This window comes from Streptomyces sp. NPDC005963 (assembly GCF_040638655.1).
Lineage (GTDB): Bacteria > Actinomycetota > Actinomycetes > Streptomycetales > Streptomycetaceae > Streptomyces.
Map to the genome: position 1 here is coordinate 482,173 of NZ_JBEXVD010000002.1, position 13,766 is coordinate 495,938.

General features: G+C 70.7%; 12 protein-coding genes. 8 read left to right on the plus strand and 4 right to left on the minus strand.

Features of this window, described 5'->3' with window-relative positions; translation table 11 throughout:
- Positions 1-144: 144 nt before the first annotated feature.
- The 4 genes from ABZ348_RS05360 to ABZ348_RS05375 all read left to right on the plus strand — a co-directional run bounded on the left by ABZ348_RS05360 (position 145) and on the right by ABZ348_RS05375 (position 5,398).
- Positions 145-582, plus strand: a complete 438-nt coding sequence (locus ABZ348_RS05360; RefSeq protein WP_358929546.1) for a gamma-glutamylcyclotransferase — start codon at positions 145-147, stop codon at positions 580-582.
- Positions 583-1,164: 582 nt separating this feature from the next.
- Positions 1,165-1,941, plus strand: coding sequence for a purine-nucleoside phosphorylase (locus tag ABZ348_RS05365; RefSeq protein ID WP_358929832.1), 777 nt, complete (start codon positions 1,165-1,167; stop codon positions 1,939-1,941).
- 348 nt (positions 1,942-2,289) lie between these two features.
- Positions 2,290-4,002: a phospho-sugar mutase gene (locus tag ABZ348_RS05370; protein ID WP_358929548.1), complete on the plus strand. Its 1,713-nt coding sequence runs from the start codon at positions 2,290-2,292 to the stop codon at positions 4,000-4,002.
- A gap of 187 nt (positions 4,003-4,189) precedes the next feature.
- A complete protein-coding gene (locus ABZ348_RS05375) occupies positions 4,190-5,398 on the plus strand; it encodes a glycosyltransferase family 39 protein (protein WP_358929550.1) in 1,209 nt (402 codons plus the stop codon).
- Positions 5,399-5,500: 102 nt separating this feature from the next.
- Here the strand turns inward: ABZ348_RS05375 and ABZ348_RS05380 are convergent, their stop codons facing one another.
- Together ABZ348_RS05380 and ABZ348_RS05385 are read right to left on the minus strand one after the other, a co-directional pair.
- Complete coding sequence (locus ABZ348_RS05380; RefSeq protein ID WP_358929552.1) at positions 5,501-6,136, minus strand: PH domain-containing protein; 636 nt, start codon at positions 6,134-6,136, stop codon at positions 5,501-5,503.
- A gap of 130 nt (positions 6,137-6,266) precedes the next feature.
- Entirely contained in the window at positions 6,267-7,799 is a 1,533-nt protein-coding gene (locus tag ABZ348_RS05385) for an FG-GAP-like repeat-containing protein (RefSeq protein WP_358929554.1), read from the minus strand.
- 182 nt (positions 7,800-7,981) lie between these two features.
- Here ABZ348_RS05385 and deoC point away from each other — a divergent pair, with 182 nt between their 5' ends.
- From deoC to ABZ348_RS05400, 3 genes are read left to right on the plus strand one after another with little or no spacing between them, the layout of a single operon-like run.
- Entirely contained in the window at positions 7,982-8,929 is a 948-nt protein-coding gene (gene deoC / locus ABZ348_RS05390; protein ID WP_358929556.1) for a deoxyribose-phosphate aldolase, read from the plus strand.
- 6 nt (positions 8,930-8,935) lie between these two features.
- A complete protein-coding gene (locus tag ABZ348_RS05395; protein WP_358929558.1) occupies positions 8,936-10,372 on the plus strand; it encodes an aldehyde dehydrogenase family protein in 1,437 nt (478 codons plus the stop codon).
- Positions 10,365-11,318: an aldehyde dehydrogenase family protein gene (locus ABZ348_RS05400; protein ID WP_358929560.1), complete on the plus strand. Its 954-nt coding sequence runs from the start codon at positions 10,365-10,367 to the stop codon at positions 11,316-11,318. The genes ABZ348_RS05395 and ABZ348_RS05400 overlap by 8 nt, the downstream gene beginning before the upstream one ends.
- Before the next feature lie 166 nt (positions 11,319-11,484).
- On the opposite strand, the gene ABZ348_RS05405 is transcribed toward ABZ348_RS05400, so the two are convergent.
- Positions 11,485-11,889 carry a hypothetical protein gene (locus ABZ348_RS05405; protein WP_358929562.1) on the minus strand — a complete coding sequence of 135 codons (405 nt, stop codon included), beginning with the start codon at positions 11,887-11,889 and terminating at the stop codon, positions 11,485-11,487.
- Between the two features lie 118 nt (positions 11,890-12,007).
- On the opposite strand from ABZ348_RS05405, the gene ABZ348_RS05410 reads away from it, so the two are divergent.
- A complete protein-coding gene (locus ABZ348_RS05410) occupies positions 12,008-12,724 on the plus strand; it encodes an ATP-binding protein (RefSeq protein WP_358929564.1) in 717 nt (238 codons plus the stop codon).
- A gap of 185 nt (positions 12,725-12,909) precedes the next feature.
- Here ABZ348_RS05410 and ABZ348_RS05415 read toward each other — a convergent pair whose 3' ends face one another.
- Positions 12,910-13,653 carry a SigE family RNA polymerase sigma factor gene (locus tag ABZ348_RS05415; protein ID WP_358929566.1) on the minus strand — a complete coding sequence of 248 codons (744 nt, stop codon included), beginning with the start codon at positions 13,651-13,653 and terminating at the stop codon, positions 12,910-12,912.
- Between the last annotated feature and the right edge of the window lie 113 nt (positions 13,654-13,766).

Below are 13,766 nucleotides of genomic sequence, written 5' to 3' on the forward strand. Positions count from 1 at the left end.
GGGGGAGTTCCCGCTGGACTGGAGTACGTACACCATTGTCCCGCACGCATCAAGCATCGCGCCCCCGGGGCCCGGATTCGGCCCAGTGGCCTTCGCCACGTCGGGAAAGGCGTTCACCGCCACCCCTCCCGTACCCTCAATCCCATGTCGCTCTACGCCGCGTACGCCGGCAACCTCGACGCGCGGCTGATGACCCGCCGCGCACCGCACTCACCGCTGCGCGGCACGGGCTGGCTCAACGGCTGGCGGCTGACGTTCGGCGGCGAGCAGATGGGCTGGGAAGGCGCGCTGGCCACCATCGTGGAAGCGCCGCGCTCGCAGGTCTTCGTCGCGCTGTACGACATCGCTCCGATGGACGAGGACTCGATGGATCGTTGGGAGGGTGTCGGCATGGACATCTACCGGCGGATGCGGGTGCGGGTGCACACGCTGGACGGTGAGGAACCCGCCTGGGTGTACGTGCTCAACGGCTACGAGGGCGGGCTGCCGTCCGCCCGCTATCTGGGCGAGATCGCGGATGCCGCCGACTCGGCCGGGGCGCCCCACGACTATGTGATGGAGCTGCGCAAGCGCCCTTGTTGAGCGACGCCGACAGCCCCGCCGGTGCCTCGTACGGTCACCGGCGGTGCTTCGTGCGGTCGCCCGCCAGCAGCCTCCGGAGCGGCTCATGGTCGTCGGAGGCACGGCCTCCCCCACCCGGACCGCGGGGCTTCGCGTCCGACAAGCGGACCGTGTTCCTTCGCTCTGGGCACGGCGTCCGGGGGGCGCCGGTCTGATGGGTGGTCATGCGCGCGGGCCGCGCATCGGACGTCCCAACCCGGCACCACCGGCCACATCGACGCGCCCGGGGGCCGGGGCCGCCCCGCCCCGGGCCGCCCTGACTCCGTCCGGCCCGGCCCGCTGAACCGGCCGTCGCGCGTCCCGTTCCCGCCCACCGGGGGCAGCCCGCCCCACATCGCCCCTAACCCACCTCAACCCGCACCCATCCCTTTGGGGCCCTGGTCAGCACACTCGCCGTCGCCACCTCGCCGGAAACGACAACACAACGATCCGGGAGGTGATGGCCACAACATCTACGCGCGTAGGGAAACTCCGGCTACCCTCATTCGCGTGAACGCAACTGTGAAGCCGGATACCAACGGCGCTACCGCCTCTCCCCTCGACATGGCCGATGCCGCAGCCGCGCGACTGCGCGAGCTGACCGGCGCCGAGACCCACGACGTCGCCCTGGTGATGGGCTCCGGCTGGGCACCCGCCGTGGACGCGCTCGGCTCGCCCGAGGCCGAGTTCCCGGTCACCGAGCTGCCCGGCTTCCCGCCGCCCGCCGTCCAGGGCCACGGCGGCAAGATCCGCTCGTACCGCATTGGTGCCAAGCGGGTGCTGGTCTTCCTCGGCCGTACGCACTTCTACGAGGGCCGGGGCGTCGCCGCCGTCGCCCACGGGGTGCGCACGGCGGTGTCCGCGGGCTGCAAGACCGTGGTGCTCACCAATGGCTGCGGCGGTCTGCGCGAGGGCATGAGCCCCGGTCAGCCGGTGCTGATCAGCGACCACATCAACCTCACGGCGGCCTCTCCGATCGTGGGCGCGAACTTCGTGGACCTGACCGACGTGTACTCGCCGCGGCTGCGCGCGCTGTGCAAGGAGATCGACTCCTCGCTGGAGGAGGGGGTCTACGTGCAGTTCACCGGCCCGCACTACGAGACGCCCGCCGAGATCAACATGGTCCGGGTGATGGGCGGCGACCTGGTGGGCATGTCGACCGTGCTGGAGGCCATCGCGGCACGGGAGGCGGGCGCCGAGGTCCTCGGGATCTCCCTCGTCACCAACCTGGCCGCCGGCCTGTCGGGCGAGCCGCTGAACCACGAAGAGGTGCTCCAGGCCGGCAGGGACTCGGCGTCGCGCATGGGTGAACTGCTGACCCGGGTCCTGGAACGAATCTAGGGGCTTCGGGCGCCTCCTGGGGCAGCCCTGCGTCGGATGGCAGGAACCGGGTAGCAGAGCCAGCAGTCATCCGCCCCTCAGCACGGGCACGTACGCCGGGCAGCGGTCGGCCCCCACCGACCGCGCCCCGGCCGGCCCGGTACGCACCCGTTCCCCGCAGCGCTGCGAGAAGGCGCCGACCCGTCAGCGGCGCCGGCACCCAACCCAGCACCCGCACCCAGCACCCAGCACCCAGCACCCAGCACCCAGACGATCCGCGGGTCCACCGCACGGGCGCCCCGATCCGGAACAGACTGGCCCTGCCCCTCCCACCGGCCGACCCCCGAGAGTTTCAGTCCCACACAGATCATGAGAGGCGGAGCGACCGTGCAGCAGCAGGACCTGATCGCCCGGGCCCGGACGTGGCTCGCGGAGGACCCGGACCCCGAGACACGGGCCGAACTGGCCGAGCTGATCGAAGCGGAGCGGCTGGACGAGTTGGCGGCGCGCTTCAGCGGCACGCTCCAGTTCGGGACGGCCGGGCTGCGCGGCGAACTCGGCGCGGGCCCGATGCGGATGAACCGCGCCGTCGTCATCCGGGCGGCTGCCGGCCTCGCCGCGTATCTGCGCGCCCAGGGCCACGGCGAGTACGCGCCGCACCCGAAGAGCAGCGGCCTGGTCGTCATCGGTTACGACGCCCGGTACCGGTCAGCCGACTTCGCCCGGGACACGGCCGCCGTGATGGTGGCGGCCGGGCTGCGCGCCGCGGTGCTCCCCCGCCCGCTGCCGACGCCCGTCCTGGCGTTCGCAATAAGGGAACTGGGCGCCGTGGCCGGCGTCGAGGTGACGGCGAGTCACAATCCGCCGCGGGACAACGGCTACAAGGTCTATCTCGGTGACGGCTCCCAGATCGTGCCGCCCGCGGACGTGGAGATCGCCGCCGAGATCGCCGCGATCCGCAGTCTCTACGACGTGCCGCTGGCCGAGTCGGGCTGGGCAACCCTCGGGGACGAGGTCCTGGACGCCTATCTGGCCCGTACCGACGCGGTCCTGACCGAGGGCAGCCCCCGTACCGCGGAGGTCGTCTACACGGCGATGCACGGCGTCGGCAAGGACGTGCTGCTCGCGGCGTTCGCCCGGGCCGGATTCCCCGCGCCCGTGCTCGTGGCCGAGCAGGCGGAGCCCGATCCGGCATTCCCGACGGTCGCGTTCCCCAACCCGGAGGAGCCGGGGGCGATGGACCTGTCCTTCGCGACCGCGCGCCGGGCGGCCCCGGACCTCGTCATCGCCAATGACCCGGACGCGGACCGCTGCGCCGTCGCCGTCCCCGACCCGGAAACGGCAGCCGGCTGGCGGATGCTGCGCGGCGACGAGGTGGGCGCCCTGCTCGCGGCCCATCTCGTACGCTCCGGAGCGCGCGGCACCTTCGCGGAGTCCATCGTCTCGTCATCCTTGCTGGGCCGGATCGCGGACGCGGCCGGACTGCCGTACGAGGAGACGCTGACCGGATTCAAGTGGATCGCCCGCGTCGACGGCCTGCGGTACGGCTACGAGGAGGCCCTCGGCTACTGCGTGGACCCCGACGGCGTCCGCGACAAGGACGGCATCACCGCCGCCCTGCTGGTCACCGAACTGGCGTCGGTCCTCAAGGAGGAGGGGCGCACGCTCACCGATCTGCTGGACGACCTCGCCGTACAGCACGGTCTGCACGCCACGGACCAGTTGTCGGTGCGCGTCGATGACCTGGGCGTCATCGCCGAGGCCATGCGGACGCTGCGCGAGCGGCCCCCGACCGAGCTCGCGGGACTGCGGGTCACGAGCGCCGAGGATCTGGCTGAGTCGTCTGAGTCCTCTGGGAGGCCGGCGAAGCTGCCTCCGACGGACGGTCTGCGGTACCGCCTCGGCGGCGATTTCACGGCCCGGGTGATCGTCCGCCCGAGCGGCACCGAGCCCAAGCTCAAGTGCTACCTGGAAGTCGTGGTGCCGGTCGCGGACGCCGACGGCCTGCCCGCCGCCCGCACGCGCGCCGACGACGTCCTCACCGCGTTGAAGCGGGACTTCGCTACGGCGGCGGGCCTGTAGGTAGGGCCGTTCGAGCCTTCGGAGAGCGTCCGAACAGCCGATCGCGCGGCGCCGCGCCCGGCGGACCGTACGGGTGAATCTCGTCCGGATCCGTCGGAGCGCGACCCGCTGTGCGGACCACGCGGGCAATGGTGGCCCGGTAATCCCCACGGATTCAGTCCCTCCGGATTCCGAGGAGCAGCCGCCGTTGTCCCCCGCCGCGACCATCCGTGCCTTCGTCCCCGCCTCCCGTCGGCCCCCGGCCCCGGGAGGCGGCGGCGCGCCGGGGGTGCGCGGACGGCTGCTGCGGTCGCTGCGGTACGCGGCGCCGGCCCTCGGCGGCTATCTGGCGGTACGGCTGTGCGGTCTCGCCGTCCTGGTCAGGCTCTCCGCGGCGACGGGCGACGGCGTCTGGCGGACGCTGGCCGCCTCCTGGGACTCGAACTGGTACCTGGGGATCGCCGATCACGGCTACACCGACACCCTCGGCACCCGGGTCAACGAGAACAACCTGGCCTTCTTCCCCCTCTACCCACTGCTGGTGAAGGTCTTCGCTGCCGTGACTCCGGGCTCCCGCGCCTCGGTGGGCCTCGCCCTCGCGATCGGCTGCTCGTTCATCGCCGCCTGGGGGGTGTTCGCGGTCGGGGCACGGCTCTACGGCAGGCGTACGGGGATCTTCCTGACCGTTCTGTGGGGCGCGCTGCCGGTCGGGGTCGTGCAGTGGATGGGGTACACCGAGTCGCCGTTCACCGCGCTGGCAGCCTGGGCGCTGTACGCGGTGCTGACGGGCCGCTGGCTGTGGGCGGGCACGCTGGCTTCGCTGGCCGGTCTGACCCGTCCGACGGGAATCGCGGTCGCCGCTGCGGTGACGTTGGCGGCAGTCCTGTCCCTGCGCCGCTCCCCGCCCGGCACGCGCTGGCGGGCGGTGACCGGCGCGGTGATCGCCCCGCTGGGTTGGCTGGCGTTCCTGGGCTGGGTGGGGCTGCGGGTGGGCCGACTGGACGGGTACTTCGCCGTCCAGCGCCTCTGGAAGAACGAGTGGGACGGCGGCCGGGCGACCCTGCTGGAATTGCGTCAGCAGTTCCTGTACGCAGCCGAACCGCCGCTGTTCCTGCTGCTGGTCTCCACCGTCCTCGTCCTGTCCACGGTCCTGTACGCCCTCGGCGTCGCCGACCGGCAGCCCGTCGCGCTGCTGGTCTTCACCGGGGTGCTGCTGGTGGTGGTGCTGGGCAGCGCGGGCGTGTACTTCCCGCGGGCGCGCTTCCTGCTGCCGGGCTTTCCGCTGCTGCTGCCCGTGGCACGGGGGCTGGCGAGGGCACGACGTGCGGTGACCGCATGGGTGGTGCTGGGTACGGCGACGCTGGTGTCTGCCTGGTCGGGCGCACACATGCTGCTGGTCTGGCAGGGACCGCCCTGAGGGACCGGCCCAGAGCTGACGGCGCGTTCCGGTCCGGGCTCGCCCGACCCAGCTGACCGCCCCGGGCTGTCCGACGGCTCCGAGCAATCTGAGCTGTCTGGGCTATCCGACGACGAACAGCACGATCATCAGGACGGCACCGACGGCGGCGGGCACGATCAGCTCGAACGCCCAGCGGGTCCGCGGCTCGCCCTGGGCACTCGCCCGACCGGCGTTGTGCTCGATCAGACCCCGGAGATCGCTGATGGTCTGATCGGCGGGAGCCAGTTGGGTGCCGTGGTCGGGCAACTGGGTGCCGACGGTGTTGGCGCGCCCCGCCTTCGCCCGCTCCTCCCGCTCCCGCCGCCGAGCCGCACGGTTGCGCTGCCGCAGCGACACGGGCACGGCCCACAGCTGGAACTTGTCGCCCGCCTTCGTCCAGACCTCACTGGAGTAGCCCGCGCGGAAGTCCTCGATGGCGCCCCAGGGCAGATGGACAGTGCGGAAGGGGTTGCGGATCAGCACCCGGTCATCGCTGACCATCACGGCCGGCCGAATGCTGAGGGCGACCACCAGCGGCACCACCAGCAGCACGGCGGCCACGGCGAACCAGGGCGTACGACCGGCGCCGCGGACGATCGCGTCGATGGCGAGCCAGCCGATGAGACCGAGCAGCAGGGTGCCGCCGATGATCCCGCCGAGCGATCGGTAGACGCGATCGGCGTACGTGGGCTCCACTGGCGACTTCGGGCTGCTCATACCCCGATTCTGCCCCACGAGCCCCGCAGACCGCGCTCGGGGCGCCCGCCCCACGGCGTACGGGCCCACGACACGGTGCTGTGCCCCTGACCGGCGCGCGGGTCAGGGGCACAGCGCTCTGTTCGTGGTCCTACTCGCCGAAGGACCAGCCGAAGCCGTTCTCCGCGAATCCGGGAAGCCCCACCTCGGTGGGACCGAACACCTTCGCGCCCACCACGGTGCTGCCCTGCGCCGAGCCGGGCAGCAGCGAGATGCGTCCCTGGTCCCTGTTCGCCTTCGGGGCACCGACGAGGAGGTCGGCGCGGCGGTCGCCGTTGAGGTCCGTCAGCTTCACCGCGGCGCCGAACATGTCGTAGACGTGGTTGCCCGCTGTGCCGACCGCGGCCTGGTCGTAGACCTTGCCGCCCGTACCGGTGAGACCCTTCGGGGATCCGAGGAGGGTGGTCACCTCGCCAGCGCGGGGGCCCTCGTCGTAGTCGGCGGTGGCTCCGACAGCGACGTCGGCGTAGCCGTCACCGTTGATGTCGTCGACCGCCACTGACCGGCCGAAGGCGTCGTAGTCCTCGCTGACGCCCGGCACTCCTTCGGTGTCCTGGGAGAGCACCTGCACGGGCCGGGTGGTCGACTGGCCGTTCTTGCCGCCGTAGACGACGGAGATCTGTCCCGCCGCCTTGAGCCCCGCGGGGGAGACATGGGCCTGGCCGACCACGATGTCCGCGTGCCCGTCCTTGTCGAGGTCGCCGACGGCGGTCCGGCCCGCACCGTGACTCTCCAACAGCTTCCCCTGGGCGTCCGTGAGGTTGCCGGCCCTGACCAACCCCTTCGCGGTGCCCCGGTGGACCTCGATGCGGCTGAGGGTGCCGCGGCCCGAGAAGACCTGCACCACCAGGTCGGAGATGCCGTCTCCGGTCACATCGCCGCTGTCGAGGGACGGGTGCACATAGGTTTGGCCGTCCTTCAGTCCAAGACTGACCGTGGACTTCGGCTTGCCCTGGCGGGTGATGGGCCCGTAGAGAACGTCGCCGCCGCGGCCCTGGCTGTAGTCACCGGTCGCCAGATCCGTCTTGCCGTCGCCGTTGAAGTCCCCCGCCGCAAGGGCGGTGCCGCGGCGGACGTCGGGGCCGGTGATCGCGAGTTGCTTCACCGTGGTGGCACCGTGCTTGACGAGTCCGTTTCTGCCGCCCCAGATGATCACGGTCTGACCGGCATTGCGGCGGTAGACACCGCCGATGGTCATGTCCTCACCGCTGATGGAAACGGCCAGGTCGGCGTAGCCGTCCCCGTCGTAGTCCCCGGAGACCGCCTGGGCTCCGAAGCGGTCTGCGTACTCAGAGGAGCCGGGGACCCCCGCACTCTCCTGGCTGATGATCTGGCGCTTGCCGGGGTCGACGCCCTTGGCGGAGCCGTAGAGCACGACGACGGCGCCACCGGAGGCGGGTGCACCGGACGGTGCGTTCGTGGGTGCGGTGATGACGAGGTCGCGGTAGCCGTCACGGTTGAAGTCCGCCGCGTTCTTCGGGGCTGTCTTCGCCGCCGACGGGGTCGCGACGGCGGGTGTGACGGCGCCGGCGAGGCAGGCGGACGTCACGGCGATCGCGGTGACGAGCGTGCGCTTGCGCAAGGTGTGTTCCCCCAGACATAGATCAACGATCTTCGCATTCACGCAGGAGACCCCTGAAGCCGACAGAAGGTTGCACACCACACCGGTTGCCCAGCCCGTCCAACGCACGGGGCGATCGCCGGCCGGTGGTGAAGTGGTCACCCGTCACCACACAGGTGGCCCATGAATCACCCCCACCCCCCTGTACAGGCTGCTACGCGCGTAGATATGCTCATCTGGTGAGCATGTCCACCAATACCCTCGCCCTCCCGGACGTCACCGCCTCCGACCAGGCACTTCGCCGCTTCCTCCATGGGCTGCCCGGTGTCGACCCCGTCGGTCTCGAAGCCCGGGCCGCCTCCCTCGGGACACGGTCGATCAAGACCACCGCCAAGGCGTACGCGATCGACCTCGCCATCTCGATGATCGACCTCACCACGCTCGAAGGCGCCGACACCCCCGGCAAGGTCCGCTCCCTCGCCGCCAAGGCCGTGCGGCCCGATCCGACCGACCGGGACACGCCCGCCACCGCCGCCGTCTGCGTCTATCCGGACATGGTCGCCACCGCCAAGGAGTCGCTGAAGGGCTCCGGCGTCAAGGTCGCCTCCGTCGCCACGGCCTTCCCCGCCGGGCGCGCGGCGCTCGACGTGAAGCTGGCCGACACCCGGGACGCGGTCGCGGCCGGAGCCGACGAGATCGACATGGTCATCGACCGCGGTGCCTTCCTCGCCGGGAAGTACCTGAAGGTGTACGACGAGATCCGCGCGGTCAAGGAAGCCTCCGGTTCGGCCCGGCTGAAGGTCATCTTCGAAACCGGTGAGCTCTCCACGTACGACAACATCCGGCGAGCGTCCTGGCTCGGGATGATCGCGGGCGCCGACTTCATCAAGACGTCGACCGGCAAGGTCGCGGTGAACGCCACCCCCTCGAACACCCTCCTCATGCTGGAGGCCGTGCGCGACTTCCGGCAGCAGACCGGGGTACAGGTGGGAGTGAAGCCCGCGGGCGGCATCCGCACCACCAAGGACGCGATCAAGTTCCTCGTCCTGGTCAACGAGACCGTCGGCGCGGACTGGCTGGACAACCACTGGTTCCGCTTCGGCGCCTCCAGTCTGCTGAACGATCTGCTGATGCAGCGCCAGAAGCTGGCCACCGGCCGCTACTCCGGCCCCGACTACGTGACTGTGGACTGAGCGGACATGACCAAGCCCTTTGAGTACGCCCCCGCCCCCGAGTCGCGGGCGATCGTCGACATCGCCCCCTCGTACGGACTGTTCATCGACGGCGAGTTCGTCGAGTCCACGGGCGCGGACCGCAACAAGACCGTCTCCCCCGCCACCGAAGAAGTCCTCGCGGAGTACGTCCAGGCCAACGCCGAGGACGTCGACCGAGCCGTGAAGGCCGCTCGCAGAGCGTTCGAGAAGTGGTCGGCACTGCCCGGCGCCGAGCGGGCGAAGTACCTGTTCCGCATCGCCCGGATCATCCAGGAGCGCAGCCGTGAGTTGGCCGTTCTGGAGACCTTGGACAACGGCAAGCCGATCAAGGAGACCCGGGACGCCGACCTCCCCCTGGTCGCCGCCCACTTCTTCTACTACGCGGGCTGGGCCGACAAGCTCGACCACGCGGGCTACGGCGCGAACCCCCGCCCCCTCGGGGTCGCGGGCCAGGTCATTCCGTGGAACTTCCCGCTGTTGATGCTGGCGTGGAAGATCGCCCCGGCGCTCGCCACCGGCAACACGGTGGTGCTGAAGCCCGCCGAGACCACTCCCCTGTCCGCCCTCTTCTTCGCGGACATCTGCCGTCAGGCGGGGCTGCCGAAGGGCGTCGTCAACATCGTCACGGGCGACGGCCGCACCGGTACGGCGCTGGTGCAGCACCCGGGGATCAACAAGGTCGCGTTCACCGGTTCCACCGGGGTCGGCCGGGCGATCGCCCGCGAACTCGCGGGCACGGACAAGAAGCTGACGCTGGAGCTCGGCGGCAAGGGCGCGAACATCGTCTTCGACGACGCACCCGTGGACCAGGCAGTCGAGGGCATCGTCAACGGCATCTTCTTCAACCAGGGCCAGGTCTGCTGCGCGGGCTCCCGGCTGCTGGTCCAGGAGTCCGTCCAGGAAGAGGTGCTGGACTCCCTCAAGCGCCGGCTGTCCACGCTGCGCCTCGGTGACCCGCTCGACAAGAACACCGACATCGGCGCGATCAACTCCGCCCAACAGCTCGCCCGGATCACCGCACTCGCCGAAACGGGCGAGGCGGAGGGCGCCGAGCGCTGGTCCGCGCCCTGCGAGCTGCCGTCGTCCGGCTACTGGTTCGCGCCCACGCTGTTCACGAACGTGACGCAGGCGCACACCGTCGCCCGCGACGAGATCTTCGGCCCGGTGCTCTCCGTCCTGACGTTCCGCACGCCGGACGAGGCCGTCGCCAAGGCAAACAACAGCCAGTACGGGCTGTCGGCCGGCATCTGGACCGAGAAGGGCTCCCGCATCCTCGCGGTGGCGAGCAAGCTCAGGGCGGGTGTCGTCTGGGCCAATACGTTCAACAAGTTCGATCCGACCTCGCCGTTCGGCGGCTACAAGGAGTCGGGCTTCGGCCGTGAAGGCGGCCGTCACGGCCTGGAGGCGTACCTCGATGTCTGAGCGCAATGACCGTCTGAGCGTGTTCAAGACCTACAAGCTGTACGTCGGGGGCAAGTTCCCCCGCTCCGAGAGCGGCCGGGTGTACGAGGTGACGACGAAGACGTCAGCCGCCGGCGCGGCGGACAAGGACAAGAGCAACGGCAAGGGCAAGGACCACGGCAAGGGCGTCTGGCTGGCCAACGCTCCCCTGTCGTCGCGCAAGGACGCCCGGGACGCGGTGGTCGCGGCCCGCAAGGCGTTCGGCGGCTGGTCCGGGGCGACCGCGTACAACCGCGGGCAGATCCTCTACCGCATCGCCGAGATGCTGGAGGGCCGCCGCGAGCAGTTCGTGCGCGAAGTGGCGGACGCGGAAGGGCTGTCCAAGTCCAAGGCCGCCGCCCAGGTGGACGCCGCGATCGACCGCTGGGTCTGGTACGCGGGCTGGACCGACAAGCTCGCCCAGGTCCTGGGCGGTGCGAACCCGGTCGCGGGTCCCTACTTCAACCTCTCCACGCCCGAGCCGACCGGTGTGGTGGCCGTGCTCGCGCCGCAGGAGTCGTCGTTCCTCGGGCTGGTCTCGGTCGTCGCCCCGGTGATCGCAGCCGGCAACACGACCGTGGTGATCGCCAGCGAGCGGGCGCCCCTGCCTGCCCTGTCCCTCGGCGAGGTGCTGGCCACATCCGATCTGCCGGGCGGAGTGGTCAACATCCTCTCGGGCCGTACGGGCGAGATCGCGGCCCCGCTCGCCGCGCACCTCGACGTCAACGGGATCGACCTCACCGGAGCCGATGCGGTGCTGGCCAAGGAGTTGGAGATCGCGGCCGCTGAGAACCTCAAGCGGGTGCTGCGTCCGGCCCCGCTGGACCTCGCCGCCGATCCCGGCACCCACCGGATGACGGCCTTCCTGGAGACCAAGACGGTCTGGCACCCGACGGGCGCCCTGGGCACGTCCGGCGCTTCGTACTGACACGGTCGACCCAACACGGTCGACGCATCCCACGTACTGCGCGGAGTCGGTCTGAACGGACGGCCCCGCACAGTCGTACTGGGCGTAGCAACGCCCCCTTGATCGGGAGTCCCCTGCCGTCCCGTCCGGCGGCAGGGGGCTCCTTTCCCGTACGTACCGGGCCGTCCTACAGCGGCAGGGCGTCGACGACCTTTCCGACCAGCGGCAGGTCCGTGAGCGATCCGCCGTCGGAGAGCGGCCCCGTGACCAGGTCGGTGCCGATGGGCTTGAAGTCGGCGATCTGGGTGCCCACGCCGTTGGCCAGCGGGTCGACGCCGGTCTTCGCCAGGGGGTTGAGCTGGAGGTGCTTGAGGTACCCGATCCCGGAGACCGAGTTGGTGATCGCCCCGGTCACCCCGCTGCCGGGCGCCAGGGCCGTTTCGAGGGTTTCGAGCCCCACCGGTGCCGCCGGAAGGGTGGGAGCCGCTTGTGCGGTGCCCCCCGCCCCGAGGGCCGCGGCGGCTGCCGCGACGGTCAGACCGGCGCCGTAGGCGATGCGCCGGCGAGGGTGGGGAGCTGCGTGACGTGCCATGGAAATCCCGCCTGGGGTAGTAATCGGACGAGTACGCAGCGTAGTTGAGGGAGGTTTCCGGAGCCACCGGACACCCGAAGGGTCCCCTTCACGGGTCAATGCCTCACACTGGTGTCCCGTGACCGCATACCCCGCCACCAGCGCCCTCTCGGCGCGCGTCGTGCTCCTCACGGGCCCATCAGGATCGGGCAAATCATCCCTGGCCGCCCGTACCGGACTCCCCGTGCTACGCCTGGACGACTTCTACAAGGAGCAGAACGACCCGACCCTGCCGCTGGTACCGGGCAGCGCGGACATCGACTGGGACTCACCGCTCTCCTGGGACGCGAACTCCGCGGTCGCCGCCCTCGCAGAACTCTGCGACACGGGAAGCACAGCCGTACCGGTGTACGACATCGGCACCAGCTCACGGGTCGGACGCGAGGTGTTCACGCTCGGCGGTGCGCCGCTCTTCATCGCGGAGGGCATCTTCGCCGCGGATCTGGTGGCGCGCTGTGCCGAGTCGGGCCTCCTGGCGGACGCCATCTGTCTGCGCGGACGCCCCTCGACGACCTTCCGCCGCCGGCTGCTCAGGGATCTGAGGGAAGGCCGCAAGTCGGTGCCGTTCCTGCTGCGCAGGGGGTGGCGGCTGATGCGGGCCGAACGCGGCATCGTGGCGCGACAGGCAGGTCTGGGCGCTCGCCCCTGCGCCAAGCGGGAGGCGTTGGCACGGATCACCTCCGCCCTCGCGGTGCCTGTGCCACCACGCCCCCGGGCGGCCGTCGACCCGGCCACCGAGACGGCCACCGAGACTCCCGCGTCGACGCCGGTGACGGAGCGAGGGGCGTCCGTCTAACCCTCACGGGCCTTCACACATGTCACGGTGCCGCACGCAAAAAGATGCGGGACCGAACAAGACCCCCCGGCCCGTTCGGTCCCGCTCTTCCCCCGTGGCTCCCGCGAGGTCCCCCATGACCCCACAGCCCCCCACCGTCGCCGTCTCCCCCGAGACGGCGTCCCCCCGGTCTATCCCCCGTGCCTTCAGGCCACCAGCTCGCCGAAGGACTCTTCCTCGTCACGGCCGAAGCTGAGGACGTCGTCCTCGCGCAGCCGGCGGAGCGACCGCCAGATGCTCGACTTCACCGTGCCGACACTGATGTCCAGGATGTCCGCGATCTCCGGGTCGGTGCGGCCCTCGTAGTAGCGAAGGACCAACATCGTCCGCTGGAGTTCGGGAAGCCTGGCGAGCGCCTGCCACAGCACCGCGCGCAGTTCGGTACCCCGCATCGCATCGATGTCGCTCGCCGTCTCCGGCAGCTCCTCGGTGGGGTACTCGTTGAGCTTGCGCCGACGCCAGGCACTGATGTGCAGATTGGTCATGGTGCGGCGCAGATATCCGCCGACCGCCGCCTTGTCGCTGATGCGGTCCCAAGCGCGGTACGTCGAGAACAGCGCGCTCTGCAACAGGTCCTCGGCCTCGAAACGATCCCCGGTCAAGTGGTAAGCGGTCGCGTACAGGGAGGAGCGACGCTCCTTCACATAGGCGGTGAACTCCGCCTCGGAAAGGCTGACATCGCTCTCCCGGTACGCTTCCCCGCTCCCTCCGGTCCCCCCACCGGCCCCCGTGGTCGCGTCAACCACCGTCATGTACGACGGCTTGTGCTGACGCCCGGTGCCGCGAACGCACCCCCGCCCGTTCACGGCACCGGACTTTTCCGTGGTCCGCCCGACGTCGTGGAGACGCGTGACAACTGCGCTTGTGGCGGTGCTGTGCAGTGCGTTCATCTTGCGCCCCCCGTCGAGTGGAGTCCGTTTCCGTCCGTGTGTCGAAAATCTTGCCCAGGCGATTTCATGGGCCTGTCCGCCGACTGTCACAGGGCTGTCACAGGGGCTCCCGA

Excerpts from the sequence above, each read along its gene's own strand:
- ABZ348_RS05360 (WP_358929546.1), top strand. The coding sequence starts at position 145 with ATGTCGCTCTACGCCGCGTACGCCGGCAACCTCGACGCGCGGCTGATG.
- ABZ348_RS05365 (WP_358929832.1), top strand. The coding sequence starts at position 1,165 with ATGGCCGATGCCGCAGCCGCGCGACTGCGCGAGCTGACCGGCGCCGAG.
- ABZ348_RS05370 (WP_358929548.1), top strand. The coding sequence starts at position 2,290 with ATGAGAGGCGGAGCGACCGTGCAGCAGCAGGACCTGATCGCCCGGGCC.
- ABZ348_RS05380 (WP_358929552.1), bottom strand. The coding sequence starts at position 6,136 with ATGAGCAGCCCGAAGTCGCCAGTGGAGCCCACGTACGCCGATCGCGTC.
- deoC (WP_358929556.1), top strand. The coding sequence starts at position 7,982 with ATGTCCACCAATACCCTCGCCCTCCCGGACGTCACCGCCTCCGACCAG.
- ABZ348_RS05395 (WP_358929558.1), top strand. The coding sequence starts at position 8,936 with ATGACCAAGCCCTTTGAGTACGCCCCCGCCCCCGAGTCGCGGGCGATC.
- ABZ348_RS05400 (WP_358929560.1), top strand. The coding sequence starts at position 10,365 with ATGTCTGAGCGCAATGACCGTCTGAGCGTGTTCAAGACCTACAAGCTG.
- ABZ348_RS05405 (WP_358929562.1), bottom strand. The coding sequence starts at position 11,889 with ATGGCACGTCACGCAGCTCCCCACCCTCGCCGGCGCATCGCCTACGGC.
- ABZ348_RS05415 (WP_358929566.1), bottom strand. The coding sequence starts at position 13,653 with ATGAACGCACTGCACAGCACCGCCACAAGCGCAGTTGTCACGCGTCTC.